Below are 23,142 nucleotides of genomic sequence, written 5' to 3'. Positions count from 1 at the left end.
GAGCGGACGCCCCGGGTCGAGGAACGTCATCTGAGCATTGACGAGCGCAGTGCTCCCGGCGTCAGGTCTCCCAGTCGGGTCCGAAGTAGAACGACGGGATCCGCTCGGCGCGATAGGTGACGTAGACCTTTCCCGGGGCTGACCTCAGCTCCCAGACGACATCGCCGCCCGAGTCACCCTCCGGCACGACCTCGCGAATGACGATGCGCAACGGATCGTCCGGCGTCGGCGGGAACGTCCCGATGCCGCCATGGGTCACGAGCACGTTGCCGTTCTCGAGCATGTCGGCATCGGAGATGAACGATGAGTAGGCCGGGATGCCGTCGACCACGTCGACGTTCTCCCATCGCTGCGTCGCCGACCAGTCCGCCGGGTCATCAGAGCCGTCGTCCACCTCGTAGATGACCGCTCGACTGTACGGCAGGTTCTCGGGATCGTCCGGGGAGGTCCCCGGACGGAAGTTGCCGTTGTCGTACAGGATGAGGGAACCGTCGTCGTTGACCTCGACGGCGTGTTGGTAGTAGCTGGGCTCGCCGTCGAACGGAATCGTGGCACCCGCTCCGAGGATCCATCGCAGCTGCGACTGCGGGCCTTCGTCGTCGAGATGGTCGAACGCGACGATCTGATCGGTGTGTCGCGACGACACGATGATCGCGTCCCGCTCCGGGTCGTAGATCGCGCTGTTGGCGTGGGTCCAGTCACGCGTGTTCTCCTCGGCGAAGATTCCCGCATCGACGCACATCTCGCCTCCCGGGAACTCGTCGATGTCGATCACGTCCCAGAGATCCCAGGTGCGCACGACGCGACCGGACGGCTCGAACTCGACGGCGACGTCACTGATTGCATCGAACGGCGCCGGATCGCCGGGACAGAACGTCGCGCGCTGCTCGGGCGTCAGTTCATGGATGGTGGTCGACAACGTGAGGATGTTGCCGTTCGGCATCGGCCAGCTCTCGTGGTGGACGCCGGCGAGGTCCATCCATTCGGCGCGGATCGCTACCGGCTCGGCGTCACCCGCGTTGCCCTCCAGTGCCTGCAGACCGCCTTGGAACTCGACTTGATCCGGGTCGACGTCCTCGACGGTTCGCTCGTCGTCGACCTCGCCCGACGTGTCGGCGGGCTGGGGACGCCAGTTGTTCACCACGTTGCCCACGAGGTCGATCTCCCGGATTCCGAACGGCCAGTAGAACGTGTTGAACGTGCCGGCGGGGGTCCGTTCGACGCCGCCGACCGCTCCGGTGTTCGTGTAGTACCAGACGACCTCGCCTTCGTCGTCGTAGGCCATCAGGTGTTGGCTCGACGGCGCCCCCTCGGGAACGTTCATCGCGTCGAACTCGATGATGGTGTACCCGGGCGCCGCGCGGTCCGCGTCGACGGTCACCTCGTGCTCGTCGAACCACTCGGGCAGCGCCGACGTCGTGAACTCGGCCCCGTCGACGTCACCGACGTGCATCCCGTCCTCGTCGAAGAGGCTCGCCGAGATCTCGTAGGTCTGTTCGGCACGCATCCCGACGAGCGGAATGTTCAGGTCGGTGTCCATCGCCGACGTGCGCGGAACGTCGACGACGTGATCGCCCGAAATGGCCGTGACTTCGGCCTGCACCGGAGCTCCACTGGCCACCGACACTTCCGCGGCCAAGCCGATGTGCGGACTGGCCTCGACGGTCAATTCGGCCTCGACCTCGACGGGTTGATCGGTCGGTTCCGATGTGGCTGCATCGTCTGCTTCCTGTGGGTCGGCTGGATCGGTCGTGGAGGACGCATCCTCGATGGGGGCCGTCGAGCCGGCAGTCGCCCCGTCGGCGTCACCACCGCTGGAACAGCCGGCGACGATGAGTGCGAGCGCGACGAATGGAGCGAGATGTCTCGAGTTCACCGCATGAGTTTGGCCGTTGCGTGCACCATTCATCGCAACCGCGTGAGCCTCCGCTCAGCCGCACCGACCATCGTGTCCATCGTCACTGCCGAAACTGCGTAATGTGTCCGCTCATGGCCAACAAGAAGCAGCAACTCGACAGCCTCCGAAGCGTCGCACTGTTCAGTGCGTGTTCGAAGAAGGAGCTCGAGAAGGTCGCGAAGGCGACCGACGAGGTCTCGATGCCCGCGGGCAAGATGATCATGGACCAGGGTCGTCTGGGTCGAGAAGCGTTCATCGTGGTCGACGGAGAGGTCGTGGTGAAGAGGAACAACCGCAAGGTCGCCACCCTCGGACCCGGAAGCGTCGTCGGCGAGATGTCGCTGCTCGACAAGGGCCCGCGTACGGCAACCGTGATCTGCGACACCGATTGCACGCTCCTCGTCATCGACCACCGCCGTTTCATGGCCGTGATCGACACCATTCCGTCGATCACCCACAAGCTGATGGAGGGCCTCGCCGGCCGGGTCCGCGACCTCGACCGTCAGTACTACGGCTGATCGACGAGGTTCCGCCGTCGACGGCGCTGACGGCCTGGTTGTAGCGTCGACTCATGGATGGCGTCGTGCTCGACGACTGGCCCGCACAGCGCGACACCTTGCGACGCGTCGCCACTCACGTCGTCGCCCAGGCCCAGGCACGCGAGACGGGGCACTTCGCACTGGTCGCTCTCCCGGGCGGATTCGGCACACCACAGTTCGGTGATGACCGCCGGCGGGTCCGCGTGACCGGTGGCAACCTGTTCATCGAGAACGCACGCGGTCAGCGCCACGGCGAGGAAGCCGCGGTCACCGACATCGTGCCGATCCCCGGCGCGACGATCGCGTCGCTCTGCACTGCGTGCGGATTCGATCCCGACCCGGGCTTCTGGGTCGGTGGCGACACACCGGCGTTGGGAGACGTCGACACGCTGCTCGACGTCGATCCCGAAGCGGTGCGGATGCTGGGTGACTGGTACACGCTCGGACAGCGTGCGATGGATGCCTCCATCGCCACGCTGAATGACCCGCAGGCATCGGTCATGCGGCTGTGGCCCGAGCATTTCGACCTCGGGATCGACCTCGCGGTCGGAGCCGACGACGACGCCGAGGGTCGGCGCCGGGTGAACCTCGGTGCCGCCGCAGGCGACGGATTCCACGAGCAGCCGTACCTCTACGTCGGCCCGTGGGGCGACGAGCGTCCCGGTCCAGCCGACTTCTGGAATGCTCCGTTCGGCGCGGTTCTCGGTTTCGAGGACCTCGCCGGTGCGACCGACCCGTTCGACGTCGCGGTGGAGTTCATGACCACCGGTCTCGGCCACCTCACGAGCTGACCGACCGCAGCGACGGCGACCGGAAATGGCCGGGGCGCGTACCCGCGGGTAGCTTTGGGGCCGCATGAGTACCCCGGTCGAGAACGCCCCCGACACCTCCACCAAACGGATCAAGCCACATCAGCTGGCGATCATCCTGTTCACGACGATCGCGCTGTTCACGGTCGTGTCGGGCATCCTTCCCCAGATCACTGGATGGAAGAGCGACAGCCTCATCCACCGCACGGTGTTCGTGAACATCCCCGGACCGCTCCAGATCGCCTTCTACACCGTCATCCCGGTGCTGTTGGTGTGGGTCGGGATCATGTTCTCCAACCGCATGAAGAACTGGGAGCGTGGAGCGCCCGCCCTGCGGCGCACGACGACGAAGAACGCGGCACAGCGGATGAAGGACTTCCGCGCCGGCGTCTACATGCAGACGCTCCTGCGCGACGCGGGTGCCGGCCTGATGCACTCGATGATCTACTTCGGGTTCCTCGGCCTCCTCGGCGTGACGACGGTGCTCGAGATCGACCACCAGATGCCCGAGGAACTCAAGTTCCTGCACGGTGACGTGTACCGCGGCTACGCAGCGTTCGGCGATCTGATGGGCCTGGTCTTCCTGGGCGGCGTCAGCTGGGCCATCGTTCGCCGATACGTCCAGCGTCCGTATCGGATCCGGATCAAGTCGAAGCCGGAACACGCGGTCATCCTCGGCACGTTCTTCGTGATCGGGGTCTCCGGGTTCGGCGCCGAGATGTTCCGCATCGCACTCGAGTCGCAGGTGCGTGACGTCGACTACGAGCAGTGGAGCTTCATCGGGTATCCGCTGAGCACGCTCGTCGACGGGTGGAGCGTCAGCGCACTCGAGGCGTGGCACCAGTGGTGGTGGATCGCCCACGTCGTGAGCTTCATCGTGTTCCTCGCGATCCTGCCGATCACGATGCTGCGCCACATGTTCACGTCGCCGATCAACATGTACCTGAAGGACAAGGACCGTCCGAAGGGCGCGATGCGGCCGATGCCGAACCTGATGGAGACCGAACTCGAGTCGTTCGGTGCGAGCGTCGTCGAGGACTTCACCTGGAAGCAGCTGCTCGATCTCGACGCCTGCACGATGTGCGGCCGTTGCACCTCGGTGTGCCCTGCGCACGCGACCGGCAAGCCGCTCGACCCGCGCGAGATCGTGCTGAAGGCGGGCGAGGTCATGGCCGCCACCGGCACGCCCTCCGTGTCCCCGCCGCTCGGCACGGTCCCCGAAGTCAAGGTCGAGGCGAACAACCTGTTCGAGCGGATCACCGCCGAGGAGCTGTGGGCGTGCACCACCTGCAAGGCGTGTGACGAGATCTGCCCGGTGAACATCGAGATCACCGACAAGATCTTCGACATGCGGCGCTACCTGTCGCTGATGGAGTCGAACTTCCCCGCCGAGCTGGGCAACGCCTACCGGGCGATGGAGAACCAAGGCAACCCGTGGGGTCTCAACCAGGGCGAGCGCGCGGACTGGGCCGAGGGCATCGAGGGTGTCTCGATCGTCGATCCGGGCGAGGCACTGCAGTCCGAGTACCTGTACTGGGTCGGGTGCGCGGGTTCGTTCGACGACAAGAACAAGAAGGTCACCCAGGCGATGGCGAACCTGCTGCGCCGCGCTGGAATCGACGTGTCGATCCTCGGACCGTCCGAGATGTGCACCGGCGACTCCGCCCGCCGCTCGGGCAACGAGTACCTGTTCCAGATGCTGGCCCAACCGAACGTCGAGATGCTCAACGGGATGGGTGTGAAGAAGATCATCACGCAGTGCCCGCACTGCTTCAACACGCTGCTCAACGAGTACCCGCAGATCGGCGGCAACTACGAAGTCGTCCACCACACGCAGCTGCTCGAGGAACTGATCGACTCGGGTCAGCTCGACGTGTCGCAGGCAACGCTCGACGAGCGGATCACGTACCACGACTCGTGCTACCTCGGTCGCCACAACGACGTGTACGTCGCTCCGCGCAAGGTCGTCGGCTCGATCAAGGGCGTCGACGTCGTCGAGATGCAGCGCAACGGCACGAAGGGCATGTGCTGTGGTGCCGGCGGCGCCCGCATGTGGATGGAGGAGACGACCGGCACGAAGGTCAACGACGAGCGTGCCGCCGAGGCGTTGTCGACGGGCGCGTCACGCGTCGCCACCGCCTGTCCGTTCTGCTACATCATGATGGACGACGGCGTCAAGGGTGCCGGCATCGAGGACGACGAGGTCAAGGTCGCGGACATCGCGATCCACCTGGTCGATGCACTCGAGCAGGGCGAGGCTGCGTTCCACGCCGGCGAAGCACCGCTCCTCGACTCCGAGAACTCCCCCGTCGCCGGCGCGTAGCGTTACGTAACGGGTCTGACCCGTTACGTAACGCCCGCCTACGCTGAGGGCGTGAGCACGCAGGGCTACGACGCGGCGACGGCGTTGATCGTCGTCGACATGCAGAACGACTTCGGCCATCCCGACGGCTCGCTGTTCGTCGACGGTGGTGACACGATCGTCGGTGCGATCAATGACGAGATCGAGCAGGCGACGGGGTCGGGTGGCACCGTGGTACTGACTCAGGATTGGCATCCGCCGTCGACGCCGCACTTCATCGCCGATGGTGGCGTGTGGCCGACCCACTGCGTCGCGGGGACCTGGGGCGCCGAGCTGGTGGACGGACTCGATCCGCAGCACCGCGCGGCCGCGCTGATCCGCAAGGGCACGAACGGCGAGGACGGCTACTCCGCGTTCTCGATGCGCGAGCCAGGCGGTGACGTCGACATCCCCACCGGGCTGGCCGGACTGTTGCGCGAACGTTCGATCCGGCGCGTGGTCGTGGTCGGCCTGGCGACCGACGTGTGCGTCGCCGCAACCGCCGAGAGTTCCGCGGCCGCCGGATTCTCGACGACGGTCCTGTGGGCCGCGACTCGCCCTGTGTCGACCGACGCCGACACCCGCGAACGCGTCCTCGCCGACCTCGACGACGCCGACGTCACCGTCATCGACGCCCCGTGACCGACATCTCGTGATCGGCACCGCCCACCCCTCCCTCTCCCCACCCCTCTCGTTTGCGTTGTACTTCTGGTCGTCCCGCAGACCAGAACTGCAACACAAACGGGGTCGAGGCCGAAGATGAGTGGCGAGCAGGAGCTCGGAGACGCGATCCGGGCGCGGTGGGCGGCCACGCGCGGCCCGCTGTTCACCGACATGTACGAGTTGGCGATGGCCCAGGTGTACGTGTCGCAGGGCATCTCCGAGCGGCCCGCGCAGTTCGACTACTTCTTCCGCTCGGCGCCGGACTACGGAACGCACCAGGCCGGCTTCTGCGTGACGGCCGGGCTCGGCCCGTTCGTCGAGTGGCTCAGCGGATTGATGATCGCGCCAGCCCACATCGAGGCGCTCGCGGGCATGCGGTCGGCAACCGGGTCGGCCGTGTTCGATGCACCGTTCCTGGAGTGGCTCGCCGCGCCGGACCGGTTCGCGGACATCGAGATCCGGGCCGTCGCCGAGGGCCGAGTCGTGCACGCACAGGCGCCGATCGCAACCGTCACCGGACCCCTCGCCGCGTGTCAGATCATCGAGACATCGCTGCTCAACCACTTCAACTACCCGACGCTGATCGCCACGAAGGCCGCTCGCGTCGTTCAGAGCGCACGCGGTGGGAGGGTGCTGGAGTTCGGGATGCGGCGCGGCCCGGCAACGGGAGTGAACGAAGGGATCCGCGCAGCGCTGATCGGTGGATGCGTGTCGACGTCGAACGTCGAGGCCGCGATCGCGCTCGGAACCGAACCGTCCGGAACCCACGCGCACAGCTTGGTTCAGGCATACATGGCGCTGGGCCAGGGTGAGCTCGGAGCATTCCGGGCGATGGCGGCGAGCGCCCCCGACGGATGCATCCTGCTCGTCGACACCGTCGACACGCTCCGGTCGGGCGTTCCGAACGCGATCACCGTCTTCGACGAGTTGCGCGCGAACGGACACGAGCCGGTCGGCGTCCGCCTCGACTCCGGCGACCTTGCGTATCTCGCGGTCCGAGCCGCAACGCTGCTCGACGAGGCGGGATACCCGGACGTGTCGATCGTGCTGTCGAGCGACCTCGACGAACTCACGATCTGGCAGATCCTCACCCAGATCGACGACGACGCAGAACGCCTCGGCGTCGAGCCCGAGCCGATCCGGCAACGACTCGTCTACGGCGTGGGAACCCGTCTGATCACCTCGCACGGCGCCGGTGCGTTGAACGGCGTCTACAAGCTGGTCGGTGTCCAGGACGCGGACGGGAAGTGGGCGCCGGCGATCAAGCTGTCGGAGGATCCGGGAAAGGTCCCACTCCCCGGGCGCAAGACGGTGTGGCGACTGTACGACCGGCGCGGTTCGGCAGTCGTCGATCTCATCGGACTGGCCGACGAGGAGCCGTTCCCGACCGAGTCGATCGTCGTCCACGACCCCTCTCGGACCGACGTGAGCCAGACATTGCGCCGCTCCGACATCGCGGAGATCGAAGAACTGCTCGACGTGGTCGGCCCGAGCGCTGCGTCAGCGACGATCGGCGAACTGGCAGGCCGTTGCTCGGCCGACATCGTCCGCCTCGACGTGGGCGTCCGCCGCCTGGTCAATCCGCACCGGTACCACGTCAGCATCACCGATCGGCTCCATCGGCTCCGGGCCGATGTGATCGCCGAAGCCCGCTCGTCGTGACGTGTTCGTTGGTGCCCGCACCAACGGACATTTCAGGTGAAGTTCTCGAAGTACCGGCTCGGTGTCGGGCCGCGCTGGCCCTGGTACTTGGAGCCCTTGGCGCCCGATCCGTACGGGTTCTCTGCGGCGCTGGTCATCTGCATGAAGCTCACTTGGCCGATCTTCATCCCCGGATACAGGGTGATCGGCAGGCTCGCCACGTTCGCCAGTTCGAGGGTGATGTGACCGTCGAAGCCGGCGTCGATGAACCCCGCGGTCGAGTGGATCAGCAGGCCCAGCCGTCCGAGTGACGACTTGCCTTCGACGCGACCGACGAGGTCGTCGGGCACCGCGATGCGTTCGTACGTGGAACCGAGGACGAACTCACCGGGGTGGAGCATGAATGCCTCGTCACCGACGCCGTCCTCACCGACCGGGATCTCGACGAGCTCGGTGAGGTTCTGGAGGTCTTCCTTGACGTCGATGACCCCGCGAGTGTGGTTGCGGAACACGCGGAACAGGTGCGAGATCCGCACGTCGATCGACGACGGCTGGATCAGCGCGTCGTCCAACGGATCGACGACGATGCGACCCGCGTCGAGCTGTTCACGAAGGGATCGGTCCGACAGGATCACGCGCTGCACGCTAGCGATCGCGCTGCGCGTCGGTCAGATCCGATGGCACGCAGGTTCTCGACCCGGTTTCGTTACAGCTCGTGCAACAGAACAGGGCCGAGAAGACGGTGCGACCGGCCGAGTCAGACGAGAGCGTGGACGGCGGAACCCATCAGGTCGATGAAATTGTCCGCGTAGAACCGGTCGCGGATCGCCTCGCTGCGGTCGCCCAGGCTCCGCTCGAAACGCTCGAACGGTCGACGGCCGCCCTCGACATGCGGGTAGTCGGTGTTGAACAACAAGATCTCGGGGCCGACCTGATCGGTCACCCAGCCCACGTCCTCGGTCGGATACGGGGTCACCCGCACCTGCCGCTCGACGTACTCCCGCGGGGTGAGCGACAGTGAGCGGAGCCGCTCCTCGTGACGGCCGAACGCATCCATCGCCGACTCCATCTGCTTCAGCCAACTCGGGAGCCAGATGCAACCTTGCTCGATCACACCGACACGCAGCTGCGGGTGTCGTTCGAGGACGCCGTCGAAGATCATCGTCGCCAGGGTCTGCATCGGAGGGAACGGGATCGCCATGTAGTCGACCGAGCGGAAGTTCTCCTCGCCTCCGTGGAAGTCGGGCGGGATCGGCAGGCCGTTGTCGAAGTACGCCGGATCGATCAGCGCGCCGGTCCCGCCGACGTGGAAGACGATCGGGATGCCGGCTTCTTCGGCCTGTCGCCACACCGGGTCGAGCGCGCGATGCGATGGCGAATGCCCGGCGGGACATCCGGATGCGATGAGGAGCGCGGCGGCCCCCATCGCGATCGATTCGCCCGCCATCGCCTCGGCGCGCTGGAAGTCGGCCAGCGGGACGTAGCACGTCGGGAGCAGCCGGTCATCGACGGAACAGAACTCGGTCATCCCGCGGTTGTGGGCGCGGGCCGCTCCGTACGCCAGATCGAGATCGACGGACCGTCCGTCGGTCGGGTGCTCCCACTCGTAGAGCCGCGAGTTGTGGAACGTGTTGAACAACAGCTGGCTGTCGACCCCGATGAAGTCGAGCACCCGGGGCCGGTCCTCCGCGAGGAACGCCCCGGTCGCTGCGAAGTTCTTGCGGTCATCACGTCGGCCGCTTCGTCGCTGAGGAACTCCTCGGAGCGGTGACGATCGGCGAGTCGATCGAAGATCGCGTCGAGCTCATCGGGACTCGGCGCTGCTCCGGGCTCGGCATCGCCGGTCTGCGCGAGCTCGTTCGCGTAGGCCGGGATCTCCAACCGATCGCGGACGTCCGGATCGGCATGGTCACGAAGCCACGTCGGTGGCTCCATGATGTGCGCGTCGGCGTCGTGAACCCGTCGGCGTTCGATGTAGGCCATCGCGACAGTCTCGCGTGAACGGCGGCGTGCTCAGTCGTCGACGGCTGCCGCGACGGGTTCGTAGAGGAGCGCGGCGAGTTCGTTGCCGGTGCCCGAATCGGCCTCGACCACGAGGTACGCGCCGTACTCCTCGTCCAGGTCGAGCCAGGGAACCGATCCGTAGGCACCCCCGTCGCTGATCCGTCCACTCTCACGGTCGACCCACCACCCCATGCCATAGCCGGTGTCGTCGCCGGCCGATCCGTCGTACGCCTCGGCGATCCGATCGGCGTGCATGCGATCGACGGCCTCCTCGCTGAGCACCTGCCCGCCGGCGCACTCACCGTCGCGCAGTTGCATCAACAGCAGCTCCGCGTAGTCGGGCGCCGTGATGTAGACGCCGCCCTCCATGTTCGGATTGTCGGTCGGAGCGAGCGTGGACGGATCCGACGCGAACTCGACCGGGTAGTCGAACCCGCCGCTACCGATCTGGCCGAAATGGTTGTTGTAGGCCAGGGAGTCGACATCGCACGGTTGGACGTAGATCTCGTCGACGAGTTCCGCCCACGATTTCCCGGAGGCGACCTCGGCAACCGCGCCCGCGACCTGCCACTGCGCGCCGCCGTAGCGGAACTCGGTGTCGGGCGCCACGACGTCCGCGTCGTCGTCGGCCGTGGTGAAGATCGTCGCCGCGCAGTCTTGGAGCGTTCCGACAGCGAGGTACTGGCAGATGTACGGGGCGTAGGCCGGTTCCGGGAGGAGCCCGACCAGGCCGGAACTGTTCGACACGAGTTGAGCCGGAGTCACGTCTGGGTTCCCGGCTCCCCACTCGGCCACGGCCGCGACCGGAGCGTCCATGTCGAGGAGACCGTCGTCGGCCAACCGCATCAGCACGCCGGCGGTGAGCATCTTGGACGACGACGCGATCAGCGAGATGCGATCGGGCCCGAACTCGCCCCAGTACTCCTCGTGGATGATGCCGTCGTCCTCGTCGACCACCACGAGTCCGGCGCCGTTCAGTCCCCGTTCGGCCACGAAGGCGGACACGATCGGATCGATGGCCGAGAAGTCGTCGACGTCATCGTCTTCATCGTCATCGTCCGTCGGCGGGTCGGACGCCGGCGGGTCCGACGGTTCGGGCTCGGATGTCGTCGGTTCGGTGTCCGCAGGTTCCGACGTGGCGGCGGCCGAGTCGTCGATCTCCACCGCGTCGGTCCCCGATGCAGCGGGCTCGGTGTCGGGGCCAGGATCGGTCGCGACGGCGCCAGAGTCGGGAACGGCGTCCGATCCGTCGCCATCGCTGCTCGCGCAGGAGGCGACGAGCAGACCCGCTGCCACCGCGAGGACAAGAGGACGTCGACGACCCATTCGACGAAGGTAGCGCCCGAGCCTGTTCCTGACGGGTCCCGGCACGAGCGGGACGGGCGCTCTTGCGCTGGTGATGGCAGAGACGATCTCGTCGGCAAGCGACGCGGACGCGGCAAAGTCAGCGTCGGCGGATCCGGTGGTTTGGACCACCCACTCCAACCGCTCGACCACCGCCGACAAGTGCACGGGTTCATCGTGCGCACGGGCGCCGTGACATGGTGTCCGTGCGATCGTCAGCGGCGCAGATCGGCTCGTCGCGCTCGAGTCGACGTCCGGGCCCGGTGCGACGTCAGCCGGCGACCCCCTTGGGAGCCGACTGTTTCATGTAGCCGAACATGTAGCCCGCCACGCGCCTCATCTGGATCTCCTCGGCACCCTCGGTGATGCGGTAGCGACGATGGTGGCGGTAGATGTGCTCGAACGGCTGGTGACGAGAGTATCCGAGACCGCCGAACACCTGCATGGCACGATCGGCCGCTTCACAGCACAGGCGATTCGCGTAGTAGTTGCACATCGAGACCTTGTCCGAGCACGACCACACCCCGTCCGTGTCCATCAGCCAGGCCGTCTTGTGAATGAGCGCGCGGAGCATTTCGCACTGGGTCTGCAACTCGACGAGCGGGAACTGGATCGCCTGGTTGGTCGACAACGCCTTGCCGAAGGGCGAGCGCTCCTGCGCGTACGCCACCGAACGGTCGATGCAGAACTGTGCGGCGCCGAGACTGGACGCCGCCTGGCGAATCCGGTTCTCGTTGAAGAAGTGCTGGACGACCTGCAGGCCCCGTCCTTCCCCGCCGAAGATCGCCGAGTCGGGCACACGCACGTCGGTGAGCCGGATGTGAGCATGGTCCGTCGGCATGTTGAACGTCCAGAGGTACTCCAGGATCTCGAATCCCGGGGCCTTCGTCGGCACCAGGAACGCGGTGATGCCATTGCCGTCGCCCGCGCTGCCCGACGTTCGGGCCATGACCATGTCGTACTGCGCGGTGTGGATCCCGGTGTTCCACGTCTTCTCGCCGTTGATGACCCACTCATCCCCGTCACGGGTCGCCGTGGTCTCCATGTGCGTCGCGTCCGAACCGTGCTTGGGTTCGGTGATGCCGAACGCGAATCCACGGCGGCCCTCTGCCAGATCATCGATCCAGTCGGCCTTCTGCTCGTCGGTGCCGTAGTTGAGCATCAAGAGCAGGCCGACGTTGTTGCCGACGATCGAATGCTCGTTCTGGAGGTCGTTGAAGAGGCCGAGTCCCTTGCGGGCGAGGTGCTCGCGGATGATCGCCATCCCGAGGTTGGTGCCGTCCATCCCGCCGTACTCCGCAGGAAGTGGGTAGCGATAGAAGCCCGCCTCGTCGGCAAGGCGTTTGGTGCGGTGGAGGAGTTGCTCCCACTCTTCGTTCGGAAGACCTCCACGCTCCCAGTCGGTGCGCGAGTCCTCCCGACGGTGATCGAAGAACCGCTCGTTGTCGTCCTCGTCCTGGATGGGCTGAACGACGGATTCGATGAAGTGATCGAGCTGGTCCAGCAGGTCAGTCAGCTCATCGGGCAGTGTGAAGTCCACGGTGTTGGTTCCCATCTCGGCCCATGGCCGACTGTTTCGAATGCAAGGAGGCGGAACGGTACAACCAAGGTGACACTGATGTCAATGTCACTGTCAGGACGGGTTCACCCGTTACGGTGACAGTGATGTCACTCTCGGAGGAACTTGCACACAACGAAGCGGCGCTCGAGACGAGTCGAAGGATGACGCTCTCCGGGCAGTTGCTCCGCGCCGCACGGAAGTATCCCGAACGGGTTGCGTACTCGTTCGAGGGTCGCACGACCACCTTCGGCGAACTGGCCCAACGCGTGGAGAGACTCGCCGGGGCTGCCTGGACACTGGGCGTCCGTCCAGGAGATCGGATCGCCACGCTCCTCAACAACGACACCACCGTGGTCGAGGCGTACGCCGCCGCCTCACGGATCGGTGCCATCTGCGTCCCGATCAACTTTCGCCTCGTCGGAGCCGAGATCGGCTACATCATCGAGGACTCTGATCCGAAGATCCTGATCTCCGACCCACAGCTGGAACAACAGGCCGCGGCAGGGCTCGCAGTCGCGAACAGTGGGATTCCCCTGCTCGTCACACGGGAGGGATCGGCGGCCCCGGGCGCGATCGGCTACGAAACGTTGCTCGCTGCCGCAACTCCGCCTCCGGCGGTGCCGACGAGCGAGGATGACGTCGCGTTCATCATGTACACCTCGGGCACGACGGGGCGGCCGAAGGGCGCGATGCTCACCCATTTCAATCTGCTCATGAACACCTTCAACTCGATGGTGGTCATGGGAATCTCCGATGCGGACGAAGTCTGGCTCTCGGGCTTGCCGCTGTTCCACATCGGCGGGCTCAACGGGATCCTTCCGTATCTCATGCTGGGCGCGAAGGTCGTCTTGATGCCGACGGGCGACTTCGACGCCGAGCAGGTGGTCGAGACCTTCGAGTCGGAACAGGTCACGGGCTGCTATCTCGTCCCGACGCAGTGGGAGGAGGTGTGCGGGGTTCCCGAGATCGATTCGCGAAACCTCGCACTCCGGCGCATCAGTTGGGGAGCCTCTCCGGCACCACGAGCCGTTCTCGAATCGATGGCGGCGACGTTCCCAGGGGTCGCGATCTTCAACGCGTTCGGTCAGACCGAGATGAGCTCGGTCACCTGCGTTCTTCGCGGCGAGGATTCGTTGAGGAAGATGGGGTCCGTCGGCCAGCCCGTCGCGAACGTCGAGGTCCGCCTGGTCGACGACGCCGGTGAGGACGTCCCCGTCGGCGAGATCGGGGAGATCGTGTACCGCGGGCCCACCGTGCTGCAGGGCTACTGGAACGACGAAGAACGTACCGCCGAGGCCTTCGACGGCGGTTGGTTCCACTCCGGGGACCTGTGCACGGTCGACGAGGACGGCTTCTACTACGTCGTCGACCGCAAGAAGGACATGATCATCTCGGGTGGCGAGAACATCTACTCGGCCGAGGTCGAAGCCGTTCTCGCGACCCACCCCAAGGTCCGGGAGGTGGCGGTGATCGGGGAACCCCACGAACGCTGGGTGGAAACACCCGTCGCCATCGTCGTGCCGCACGACGCCGACGACGCTCCGACGCTGATCGAGATCCAGGAACACTGCCGAGCGCAACTGGCCTCCTACAAGAAACCCACTGCGATTCGCAGGGTGGATTCCCTCCCGCGCAATGCGAGCGGCAAGGTGGTCAAGCACATTCTGCGGACGCAGGCATCCGGTGGCGAGTGATGGCCGGTCGCTACTCTGCAAGAATGTCTTGCGCCCCGATCTGGTCGAGGATCGCTCGACAGGGGGCCGAAAGACGACGGCGGGCAAGGTGTCATGAATTCATCTGACAACGGTGTGCGGGAGCCGCTCCCGCTCCCCACGACGAGTCGAGGGATGAAGACACGATCTCTGCTCGTCGAGAAGGCGCGCGAGATCTTCGAGGAGAAGGGCTACCTCGACACGGTCGTCGCCGACATCGCGTCGGCGGCAGGAGTCGCGCACGGCACCTTCTACAAGTATTTCACCAGCAAGCAGGACATCTTCCGCGTGTTGGCCCTGGAGCTGCAGGCCGCCATGATCGGCGACCCACCGGACAACTCGCGTCACGCCGAGGACGATCGCGATCGCTCCCGCACGGCACCGGCCCAACGGTCGGTCGAAGAGTGGTGGGTACGGGTCGAGGACAACAACCGCCGTTACCTCACGGCCTACATGGGCAACGCCAAGCTGATGGCCATGGTCGAGCAGGTGGCCACGTTCAACGACGAGATGTTGCAACTGCGACGTGAGATCCGTCGGGCGTTCGTGCGCCGTTCGGATCGAGCCGTGACACGCCTGCAGGCGGAGGGGCTCGCCCATGCCGACGTCGACTCGCGGTACGCCGCGACGGCTCTCGGATCGATGGTGGATCGATTTGCCTACGTGTGGCTCGTCCTCGGCGAGGACTTCGAACTCGAGGAATCCACGCGCACGCTCACGCTCCTATGGGCGCGAGCGATCGGTCTTCCCGAGCCAGCGCGTCGCTGAGCGTCGACTCCCGACGCCATCACTCACGGCCCAAACCACCACTCTCCGAGGTCGCACCGGTTCAAGTTGACAGTGATGTCACTGTTGTGATTGGGTGACGGCAGTTCGACGCAGTCGGCGTTCGAACGATTCCGAGGGGGTTCAGAATGATCCGTTCCAAGAAGTTCGTCGCTGCGATTGCGGCCACCATGCTCGTCGTCACGGCGTGCGGGGGCGGATCCGACGATGACGGCGCCGCATCGAGCGATCCGACGTCGTCGGCAGCCGAACAGTCCGAGGATGCGCCCACAGCGGGAAGCCCCGGCGGCACGCTGCGCTACGCGGCAGCCAACGAGCCATCGCGCTTCGATGTGCACCGCTCGAGCAACGGCTACGACCAGAACTGGTTCGCACCGGTGTACGAACGGCTGATCCATCAAACGCCGCAGGCAGAACTGGAACCAGGGTTGGCTCTCGAGTGGGAGTTCACCGACGACACCACGTTCGTCATGACCCTCCGCGAGGACGTGTCGTTCCATGACGGCACCCCCTTCAACGCAGAAGCGGTCAAGGCGAACATCGAGCGCGCCAAGACCGTCGAGGGATCTGGCCTCGCGAACTACCTCGCCAGCGTTGACACGGTGGAGGTGCTCGACGAGTACGAGGTGCAGTTCAACCTCGCTCAGCCCGACGCAACTCTTCCGATGCAGCTGGCCACTCGGCCTGGCATGATGCTGAGCCCGGATGCCTTCGAGAACGCCGACCTTGACGAGATGCCCGTCGGCTCCGGACCGTTCGCACTCGTCGAGTACTCACGCGGTGACCGCGCCGTGTACGAGAAGGTCGACGATTACTGGGATCCCGAGTACGCGCAGGTCGATCAGCTCGAGATCTTCTACATGCCCGACGCCGTGACCCGGCTGAACGCACTCCGGAGCGGCCAGGTCGACGCCGCCGTTCTCGAACCCTCACAGGTGTCCGAGGCCGAGGGCGCCGGACTGAACGTCGACGTCTCCGATTCGCTCGAGGTCTACCACTTCCAGATGGACCGCTCGAAGAGCGAATTCGGCGATGTGCTCGTTCGCCAAGCGCTCAATCACGCCGTCGACCGCGAAGCGATCGTCGAGGGGCTCGTCTTCGGCTACGGGCAGCCCACGACTCAGTGGGTGCCCGAGGGCAGTCCGTTCTACAACGAGGAGTTCGGCCCCGACTACTACCCGTACGACCCTGACCGGGCACGTGAGCTCCTCGCCGAGGCCGGCCTGGAAGACGGGTTCGAATTCGACGCCATGGTGTCGACGAACCCGATCTATGTCCGACTCGGCGAGATCCTGAAGGAACAGTTCGCCGAGATCGGCGTCGAGATGGATCTCCGCCAGGAGCAGCAACTCGCTGATGCCTTCTTCGTCCGGAACGATGCCGATGCCATCGTCTCGCCGTACCCCGGCCGGATCGACCCGACCGAAACCGCTCAGATCTACTTCAATGACGAGTCGTTCTCGAATCCTGGCCGACAGGTGACGCCGACGGTCAAGGACGCGTACTTCGAGGCGCTCATTCCCGCAGACGACCGACCGGACGCGGTCAAGGCTCTGTCAGGTCAGATCGTCGAAGACGCGCTCGGGGTGCCGATGCTGTTCCCGAACGCAATCCTCGCGTCGACCGAGGACGTGAACGGGCTGACCTGGTACCTGTCGGGCCATATCGAGTTCGATGGTGTCACCGTGAACCCAGGATGAGTCGAACGATCACCTCACCGAGGGCCTCTCTGCAGCGTGGGGGCCCTCGGTGACACGGCTCGTCGTCCGGCGGTTGCTCTCACTGATCCCGCTGCTCCTGATCGTCACCTTTCTGACGTTCTCGCTGATCCTGCTCGTTCCCGGCGACCCGGCGGTCACCCTCGCCGGCGACAACGCCACGCCCGAGCAGATCGACGCCACGCGAGAACGACTGGGGCTCAACGATCCCATGCTGGTCCAGTACGGCAAGTGGGTCGGCGACGTCCTCACGGGCGACCTGGGTACCTCGCTCTATCGCAACGAGCAGGTCAGCGAGACGATCATCGATCGACTGCCCGTCACACTCTCGCTGACCTTTCTCGCATTGGTGGTCGCTCTGGTCGTCGCGATCCCGGCTGGCCTGATCGCCGGCACGCGTGCCGGACGTGCCAGCGACAAGGTCGCCACGGTCGCCGCATCCGTGGGCGTCGCGACCCCGAGCTTCCTCCTGGCTCTCATCCTGCTGTTGTTCTTCGCGATCTGGAATCCGTGGCTCCCCGCCACCGGGTACGTCGCGCTCGAGGACAGCCCCTGGGAATGGTTCCGCCACCTCGTGCTTCCTGCGATCACGCTCGGTACGGCCGCTGCAGCGGAGATGACCCGCCAGCTGCGCAGCAGCCTCGTGGACGTGCTCAAGCAGGACTACATCCGCACTGCATGGTCCAAGGGCCTCGCCTCGAGAGTTGTGGTCGGAAAGCACGCCCTCAAGAACGCGGCGGCACCGATGCTGACGGTGGCCGGACTGCAGGTCACGGTGCTCCTGGGGGGTTCGATCATCGTGGAGCAGATCTTCGGGCTCCCCGGTCTCGGACAACTCGTGATCTCCGCCGTGAACTCGCGGGATCTTCCGATGATCCAGGGAGTGGTCGTGGCATCGGTCATCATCGCCGTCCTCGCCAATCTCGTGGTCGACCTCCTCTATGGATACCTGAACCCGAAGGTGCGGGCCCAGTGACCAGTCACCTCGAAACGGCCCACGACTCGGCAACACCGGAGAGCGGCGAGACCCCGGAAGTGCCGAGAACGCCATGGAGTCGCTTCCGGCGACGGTTCCGAACACAACGCGTCGGACTGATCAGCCTCGGATATCTGATCTTCGTGGTCGGAATCGCTGTGCTCGCTCCCCTGCTGGCCACGGACAGCCCGAACGCGCAGGATCTCCGCGCGGTGCTGGCGTCGCCGTCCGGTGAACACTGGCTGGGGACCGACGATGTCGGACGCGACGTATTCAGCCGCCTTCTGTACGCGTCGAGGACCTCGCTGCTCGCCGCGTTGCTGGCCGTCGCGGTCGCGCTCGGACTCGGCCTCGTGCCAGGTTTGGTGGCGGGGTATGCACGCGGTCGGATCGACGGGATCGTCATGCGCATCGCTGATGCGTTGATGGCCTTCCCTCCGCTGATTCTGGCGGTGGCGCTGGTGGGCGTGCTCGGACCAGGGCTGACGAACGCAATGATCGCGGTGGGGATCGTCTTCTCCCCGAGGTTCCTGCGGATTCTGCGCGGGGCGGCGATGTCGATCCGGGAAGAGACCTACATCGAGGCGGCTCGAGGACTGGGCTGCAGCTCGGTCTCGATCATCGGGAGGCACGTGCTTCCGAACGTACTCTCGCCGTTGATCGTCCAGATTTCGTTCGCCGCCGGAACCGCGATGCTCGCGGAAGCGAGCCTGAGCTTTCTCGGACTCGGAGTCCAGCCGCCGGATGCGAGTTGGGGCGCCATGCTCGGACGCTCGTACCGCTTCTACGATCGCGCACCCTGGGTCGTCCTCTTCCCGGGCATTGCGATCGCGTTGACGGTACTGGCGTTCAATCTGCTGGGTGACGCGCTGCGTGACTCGCTCGGTCGGGAGGAACGATGACGGCATCCGAACCAACGCTCGCCGGTGCTGATCGCCGGTCGCCGGTGCTCTCCATCGAAAATCTCACGGTGGAACTCGCGGGCGAGCACGGTCACGTGCGGGTCCTCGACGACGTCAATTTCGAGATCGGAGCGCGTGAAACCTTGGGTCTGGTCGGTGAATCCGGCTCGGGCAAGACGATCACCGCGCTCAGTGTCATGGGGCTCCTGCCGAAGAGCGCCAGGATTCCCAGCGGAAGCATCGAAATGGAGGGCGAACAGATCGTGGGCTGTCCCCTCTCCGACCTGCAACGGCTGCGCGGGAGTCGGATGGCGATGGTCTTCCAGGAGCCGATGACCAGTCTCAACCCGGCCTTCACCGTCGGGGACCAGATCGGTGAAACCGTTCGACGACACCGCGGAGCCAGCCGACGAGCAGCCCGCGCTCGTGCGGTCGAGATGCTCGATCTGGTCGGAATTCCGAACGCTGCCCGGCGTGTGCGGTCCTATCCGCACGAGTTCTCGGGAGGAATGCGACAGCGCGTCATGATGGCGATCGCACTCGCGTGCGAGCCGGCACTTCTCATCGCAGATGAGCCGACCACGGCGCTCGACGTCACGATCCAGGCGCAGCTCCTCGATCTGCTTCGCGACCTCCAGGACCAACTCGACCTCGCGCTGCTGTTCATCACACACGACCTGGGTGTCGTCGCAGACATCTGCGACCGGGTGATGGTGATGTACGCAGGTCAGGTCATCGAAGGCGCAGACGCCGAAACGCTGTTCGAGCATCCGGAACATCCCTACACCGAGGGGCTCCTTCGGGCGATGCCGCACATCGAAACGCGGAGCGGTGAACTCTTCAGCATCCCCGGTTCACCCCCTGCGCCGCTCGACCGGCCGCCGGGCTGTGCGTTCAATCCGCGTTGTGGCTACGCAGAACCGACCTGTACCGCTGATGCTCCGCCGCTCCGGTCGATCGAACCGAATCACACCACACGCTGCCTGCTCGCCGAAAAGCTCAGGCTCCAGGGAGTCCAAGAATGACGAACCCGCGCGAATCGGAGCCATTTCTCCAGGTCTCCGATCTCTCTGTGACCTTCCGCGTCACTGGATCCGGGTTTCGGCGGGTGCCGCTTCACGCCGTATCGGACGTGTCGTTCACACTGCAGCCTGGTGAGACGCTCGGCCTCGTGGGGGAATCCGGTTCGGGCAAGTCCACAACGGGACGAGCTGTGCTGCGCTTGATCGAGCCGACGCATGGATCGGTGCGCCTGCGCGGCGAGGAATTGACCGAGATGTCGCGCAAAGAGCTTCGGCGAAAGCGCCAGGCAATGCAGATGGTTTTCCAGGACCCGTACTCGTCACTGGATCCCTCGATGACGATCGCCGATTCGCTGGCCGAAGCGATCAAGCAGCACGAGGATCTCGGCCGCACCGACGTTCGGGAGCGCGCATCGGAGCTGCTCGACGAGGTCGGGCTCGGCCGTCATCACCTCGATCGATATCCCTACGAGTTCTCCGGCGGGCAACGCCAGCGCATCGCGATTGCGCGAGCATTGGCTGTTCGACCCGAGCTCATCGTGTGCGACGAAGCCGTGAGTGCACTCGACGTCAGTACCCAGAACCAGATCATCAAACTCCTCGAACGGCTCCAGGATCAGGAGGGGGTCGGTTATCTGTTCATCGCTCACGACCTCGCTGTCGTGCGCCACATCTCGGATCGTGTCGCGGTCATGTACCTGGGTCGCGTGGTCGAGCAAGGTCCGGTGGAGCAGATCTTCGAACGGCCGATGCACCCGTACACGAACGTGTTGCTGTCAGCTCACCCGATCGCCAACCCGGCCAGACAACGCGGACGCGAGCGAACGGTGCTTCGCGGGGAACTTCCCGATCCGACAGCGCCCCCCAGCGGATGCGCGTTCCGGACCCGGTGTCCGCACGAGTTCGAGCCGTGCGCCACAGAACTGCCGGATCTGGTCGAGATGCCGAACGGTTCGTTCGTCCGATGCCACCTCCACGACCAGGGTCCCGTTCTGGGCGGCTCGACCGTGCGCGTTCTGCCTCCCGAGTCGCGCGGCGACCGCCGGGCGGCCACGAGCGACGAGACGGTGTCGACCGATGCAGAATGAGCCGGAAGCCGCAGACATCCTCGCCGTTGTCGCTGAGGTACTCGCACAGGAAATCGTCCCTCAGCTGTCGGGCTCGGCTCAGCATCACGCGCGTGTCGCCGCCAATCTCCTCACGATCGTCGAGCGCGAACTTCTCCTCGCCGGTGAGAACGACCGGGTCGAACTCCAGCACCTCGCGGAGATCGTCGGCGACGAGTGCCCCGACGATCTCCGACGGGCGCGCCGCGCCGTGAGCACGTCGCTTCGCACCGGGTTCGCGGATGAACCGCGTCGCTTCGCGGAGGTCTGGGGTTCGCTGGTCGACGCCGTGCGAAACGATCTCGCGATCGCGAAACCCGGCTACGACGACTGGGAGGCCGATTGATGAGCGGGGGTTCGCACGGCTCGACAGCGGTCGACTCCGATCCACTCGTCGAGCCGTTGGCCGCATGGTTGAGCGAGGTGGAGGGTCGATGCATCCACATCGCTCGATTCGAGCGGGTCTCGGCCGGAGCGCGCCGGGTCAACGCGCTGCTCGACATCGCAGACGATCAGGGGACACGTCGCCTTGCGCTCACACTCAACCAATCGGCGGACATCGAGATCGTCCCGGTTCGCACCGAGGCCGAAGTCCGCACGCTGGCCGAGTCTGCCGGTGTCCCGGTGCCTCACATTCATCACGTCCACGACCGGACCGATGTCCTCGGCGGTCCGTTCTTCCTGAGCACAGCCATCAGCGGCCTGACGATTCCGCGCCACATCATGCGACGTGCCCGAGACCGGTCGCTCGGTCCGACCATCGTGGGCCAACTCGGGACCGCGATGGCGAGATTGCACAGTCTCGATCCGGGAGTGGCCCCGGCGGAACTGCCGCGACCCGAAACGGGGCGGCCGATCGCGGACTCGCTCGCCAGGCTCGACGAGCAGATGGCGCTTCTCCAACATCCCTCGCCGACGTTCTCGCTGGCGACCCGGTGGTTGGAGCGGCATGCTCCGTCCGAGCCGGATCGGCTGGCGATCGTCCACGGCGACATCCGCGTGGGGAATGTCATCGTCGACGACGCGGGCGTCGCTGCGATCCTCGACTGGGAGACGTGCCACCTCGGTGATGCCATGGAGGATCTGGCGTGGCCGACCTTGAGAATGTGGCGATTCCGCGAGGACGAGAACCGCGTCGGTGGACTCGGTTCGATCCCTGCGTTGCGTGAGGCGTATGCCGCGGCCGACGGTGGTTGGCACAGCACTCGATTCGAGTGGTGGCGTTTGCTGTCCACCGTTCGCTGGGGCATCTCACTGGCCGGACAGGCCCGGTCACATCTCGATGGACGACACAGATCGATCGTCATGGCAGCCAGCGGCCGGCGCGTCGCCGAACTCGAGTACGACACCTTGATGCTGCTCAATCCGGCTCGGCAGGTGTGGACCTGATCGCTGCTCGGCGAGCGGCGTGGAAGGCCCCTCCCCGCAAACGGATCTCGCTCCACTACCAGCTCTCCTCGGGAACGAGGGGCTCTGCATGACCTTCGTGGGCTCATCGCTGCGCTGAGTGGAGGAGACCAGAACGCGCCGGTCTTCGACGAGGTCCAGTTCCCGCTTCCTGGCGTCGAGGACCCGCGACAAACGATCTGGCCGAAGGACCGTGAGAGGCTCGCGCGCGGACTCTCGACGCATCGATTCGACGCACCACCACCGATTCCCAGACTCCTACCCCCGCGACGAACACCGACCTTTCGAGGGCTCGGATCTACACGGCGCCGAACTGCTCTCTCATCACCTGGAAGCCGAACCGCAAGATCGAACCAAGCCTCCGTCTACCCCCAAGAAGGTATCGTTTGGCTCGCCTACGATCAGTTCCTCGACGCACGTGGTGAGGTAGTCGCCGGCGATCTACACGACCTCACTCGGGGTCGCGAACCCAACCGGTGGACATGGTCGGTGAAGCGTGCAGCCCGTGCCCACGGCGTGCCCGCCTGATGGGCACGCACGGGTCAACACGCGATATCGTCTCCACACAACAACCAGCACGTCGTGGGCTCGATACGAAATCCCAGCTCAAGTGCCGTGTCGGCAAGGTCCTGACTCCGGTCAGGTCCATCTTGCGGATGTAGTTCAATGGTAGAACATCAGCTTCCCAAGCTGAGAACGCGGGTTCGATTCCCG

Annotated in this window: 19 protein-coding genes; 14 read left to right on the top strand and 5 right to left on the bottom strand. The window is 65.5% G+C overall.

Features of this window, described 5'->3' with window-relative positions; translation table 11 throughout:
- Positions 1–61 precede the first annotated feature (61 nt).
- Positions 62–1,876, bottom strand: a complete 1,815-nt coding sequence (locus ON45_RS06280) for an aryl-sulfate sulfotransferase (RefSeq protein ID WP_040492775.1) — start codon at positions 1,874–1,876, stop codon at positions 62–64.
- 113 nt (positions 1,877–1,989) lie between these two features.
- Between ON45_RS06280 and ON45_RS06275 the strand changes: the two genes are divergently transcribed.
- The 5 genes from ON45_RS06275 (at position 1,990) to ON45_RS06255 (ending at position 7,911) form a co-directional block, all read left to right on the top strand.
- On the top strand, positions 1,990–2,415 hold the full coding sequence (locus ON45_RS06275) for a cyclic nucleotide-binding domain-containing protein (protein WP_158412238.1): 426 nt from the start codon (positions 1,990–1,992) through the stop codon (positions 2,413–2,415).
- A 53-nt stretch (positions 2,416–2,468) separates the two neighbouring features.
- Positions 2,469–3,227, top strand: coding sequence for a hypothetical protein (locus ON45_RS21175; RefSeq protein WP_051062600.1), 759 nt, complete (start codon positions 2,469–2,471; stop codon positions 3,225–3,227).
- Positions 3,228–3,291: 64 nt separating this feature from the next.
- Positions 3,292–5,568 carry a heterodisulfide reductase-related iron-sulfur binding cluster gene (locus ON45_RS06265; RefSeq protein WP_051062599.1) on the top strand — a complete coding sequence of 759 codons (2,277 nt, stop codon included), beginning with the start codon at positions 3,292–3,294 and terminating at the stop codon, positions 5,566–5,568.
- Positions 5,569–5,619: 51 nt separating this feature from the next.
- The gene (locus ON45_RS06260; RefSeq protein ID WP_040492773.1) at positions 5,620–6,228 is read left to right on the top strand and encodes an isochorismatase family protein; all 609 of its coding nucleotides are present in this window, start codon (positions 5,620–5,622) and stop codon (positions 6,226–6,228) included.
- A gap of 117 nt (positions 6,229–6,345) precedes the next feature.
- Positions 6,346–7,911, top strand: coding sequence for a nicotinate phosphoribosyltransferase (locus ON45_RS06255; RefSeq protein WP_040492772.1), 1,566 nt, complete (start codon positions 6,346–6,348; stop codon positions 7,909–7,911).
- Positions 7,912–7,943: 32 nt separating this feature from the next.
- On the opposite strand, the gene dcd is transcribed toward ON45_RS06255, so the two are convergent.
- From dcd to ON45_RS06230, 4 genes are all read right to left on the bottom strand, one after another.
- Positions 7,944–8,525 (bottom strand): dCTP deaminase, encoded by a 582-nt coding sequence (dcd, locus tag ON45_RS06250; RefSeq protein WP_040492792.1) that lies wholly within the window; start codon positions 8,523–8,525, stop codon positions 7,944–7,946.
- Between the two features lie 122 nt (positions 8,526–8,647).
- Entirely contained in the window at positions 8,648–9,562 is a 915-nt protein-coding gene (locus ON45_RS06245) for an amidohydrolase family protein (RefSeq protein ID WP_051062598.1), read from the bottom strand.
- 341 nt (positions 9,563–9,903) lie between these two features.
- Positions 9,904–11,220, bottom strand: a complete 1,317-nt coding sequence (locus tag ON45_RS06235; protein WP_148288551.1) for a serine hydrolase domain-containing protein — start codon at positions 11,218–11,220, stop codon at positions 9,904–9,906.
- Between the two features lie 289 nt (positions 11,221–11,509).
- Positions 11,510–12,778: an acyl-CoA dehydrogenase family protein gene (locus tag ON45_RS06230; RefSeq protein WP_040492790.1), complete on the bottom strand. Its 1,269-nt coding sequence runs from the start codon at positions 12,776–12,778 to the stop codon at positions 11,510–11,512.
- Positions 12,779–12,903: 125 nt separating this feature from the next.
- Here ON45_RS06230 and ON45_RS06225 point away from each other — a divergent pair, with 125 nt between their 5' ends.
- The 9 genes from ON45_RS06225 to ON45_RS06185 all read left to right on the top strand — a co-directional run bounded on the left by ON45_RS06225 (position 12,904) and on the right by ON45_RS06185 (position 22,410).
- Positions 12,904–14,493 (top strand): long-chain-fatty-acid--CoA ligase, encoded by a 1,590-nt coding sequence (locus ON45_RS06225; RefSeq protein WP_040492767.1) that lies wholly within the window; start codon positions 12,904–12,906, stop codon positions 14,491–14,493.
- A gap of 93 nt (positions 14,494–14,586) precedes the next feature.
- On the top strand, positions 14,587–15,279 hold the full coding sequence (locus tag ON45_RS06220) for a TetR/AcrR family transcriptional regulator (RefSeq protein WP_083914488.1): 693 nt from the start codon (positions 14,587–14,589) through the stop codon (positions 15,277–15,279).
- Between the two features lie 146 nt (positions 15,280–15,425).
- A complete protein-coding gene (locus ON45_RS06215; protein ID WP_051062596.1) occupies positions 15,426–16,997 on the top strand; it encodes an ABC transporter substrate-binding protein in 1,572 nt (523 codons plus the stop codon).
- Between the two features lie 49 nt (positions 16,998–17,046).
- Positions 17,047–17,991, top strand: a complete 945-nt coding sequence (locus tag ON45_RS06210; RefSeq protein ID WP_040492766.1) for an ABC transporter permease — start codon at positions 17,047–17,049, stop codon at positions 17,989–17,991.
- Positions 17,988–18,893: an ABC transporter permease gene (locus ON45_RS06205; protein ID WP_040492764.1), complete on the top strand. Its 906-nt coding sequence runs from the start codon at positions 17,988–17,990 to the stop codon at positions 18,891–18,893. Before ON45_RS06210 ends, ON45_RS06205 begins: the two co-directional genes overlap by 4 nt.
- Positions 18,890–19,918, top strand: a complete 1,029-nt coding sequence (locus ON45_RS06200) for an ABC transporter ATP-binding protein (protein ID WP_051062595.1) — start codon at positions 18,890–18,892, stop codon at positions 19,916–19,918. Before ON45_RS06205 ends, ON45_RS06200 begins: the two co-directional genes overlap by 4 nt.
- A complete protein-coding gene (locus tag ON45_RS06195; protein WP_083914487.1) occupies positions 19,915–21,003 on the top strand; it encodes an ABC transporter ATP-binding protein in 1,089 nt (362 codons plus the stop codon). Before ON45_RS06200 ends, ON45_RS06195 begins: the two co-directional genes overlap by 4 nt.
- Positions 20,993–21,367 (top strand): DUF6285 domain-containing protein, encoded by a 375-nt coding sequence (locus ON45_RS06190; protein WP_040492763.1) that lies wholly within the window; start codon positions 20,993–20,995, stop codon positions 21,365–21,367. Before ON45_RS06195 ends, ON45_RS06190 begins: the two co-directional genes overlap by 11 nt.
- Entirely contained in the window at positions 21,367–22,410 is a 1,044-nt protein-coding gene (locus tag ON45_RS06185; RefSeq protein ID WP_051062594.1) for a phosphotransferase family protein, read from the top strand. The genes ON45_RS06190 and ON45_RS06185 overlap by 1 nt, the downstream gene beginning before the upstream one ends.
- The last annotated feature ends 732 nt before the right edge of the window (positions 22,411–23,142 follow it).

It is taken from the genome of Ilumatobacter nonamiensis YM16-303 (assembly GCF_000350145.1).
In the GTDB taxonomy this organism is placed as follows: domain Bacteria; phylum Actinomycetota; class Acidimicrobiia; order Acidimicrobiales; family Ilumatobacteraceae; genus Ilumatobacter_A; species Ilumatobacter_A nonamiensis.
This window is presented reverse-complemented; position numbering and strand designations above follow the sequence as displayed.

Bases quoted from the DNA above. Each gene is read 5' to 3' on its own strand.
- ON45_RS06215 (WP_051062596.1), top strand. From the start codon at position 15,426: ATGATCCGTTCCAAGAAGTTCGTCGCTGCGATTGCGGCCACCATGCTC.
- ON45_RS06190 (WP_040492763.1), top strand. From the start codon at position 20,993: ATGCAGAATGAGCCGGAAGCCGCAGACATCCTCGCCGTTGTCGCTGAG.
- ON45_RS06225 (WP_040492767.1), top strand. From the start codon at position 12,904: ATGTCACTCTCGGAGGAACTTGCACACAACGAAGCGGCGCTCGAGACG.
- ON45_RS06265 (WP_051062599.1), top strand. From the start codon at position 3,292: ATGAGTACCCCGGTCGAGAACGCCCCCGACACCTCCACCAAACGGATC.
- ON45_RS21175 (WP_051062600.1), top strand. From the start codon at position 2,469: ATGGATGGCGTCGTGCTCGACGACTGGCCCGCACAGCGCGACACCTTG.
- ON45_RS06200 (WP_051062595.1), top strand. From the start codon at position 18,890: ATGACGGCATCCGAACCAACGCTCGCCGGTGCTGATCGCCGGTCGCCG.
- ON45_RS06255 (WP_040492772.1), top strand. From the start codon at position 6,346: ATGAGTGGCGAGCAGGAGCTCGGAGACGCGATCCGGGCGCGGTGGGCG.
- ON45_RS06220 (WP_083914488.1), top strand. From the start codon at position 14,587: ATGAATTCATCTGACAACGGTGTGCGGGAGCCGCTCCCGCTCCCCACG.
- ON45_RS06185 (WP_051062594.1), top strand. From the start codon at position 21,367: ATGAGCGGGGGTTCGCACGGCTCGACAGCGGTCGACTCCGATCCACTC.
- ON45_RS06195 (WP_083914487.1), top strand. From the start codon at position 19,915: ATGACGAACCCGCGCGAATCGGAGCCATTTCTCCAGGTCTCCGATCTC.
- ON45_RS06235 (WP_148288551.1), bottom strand. From the start codon at position 11,220: ATGGGTCGTCGACGTCCTCTTGTCCTCGCGGTGGCAGCGGGTCTGCTC.
- ON45_RS06275 (WP_158412238.1), top strand. From the start codon at position 1,990: ATGGCCAACAAGAAGCAGCAACTCGACAGCCTCCGAAGCGTCGCACTG.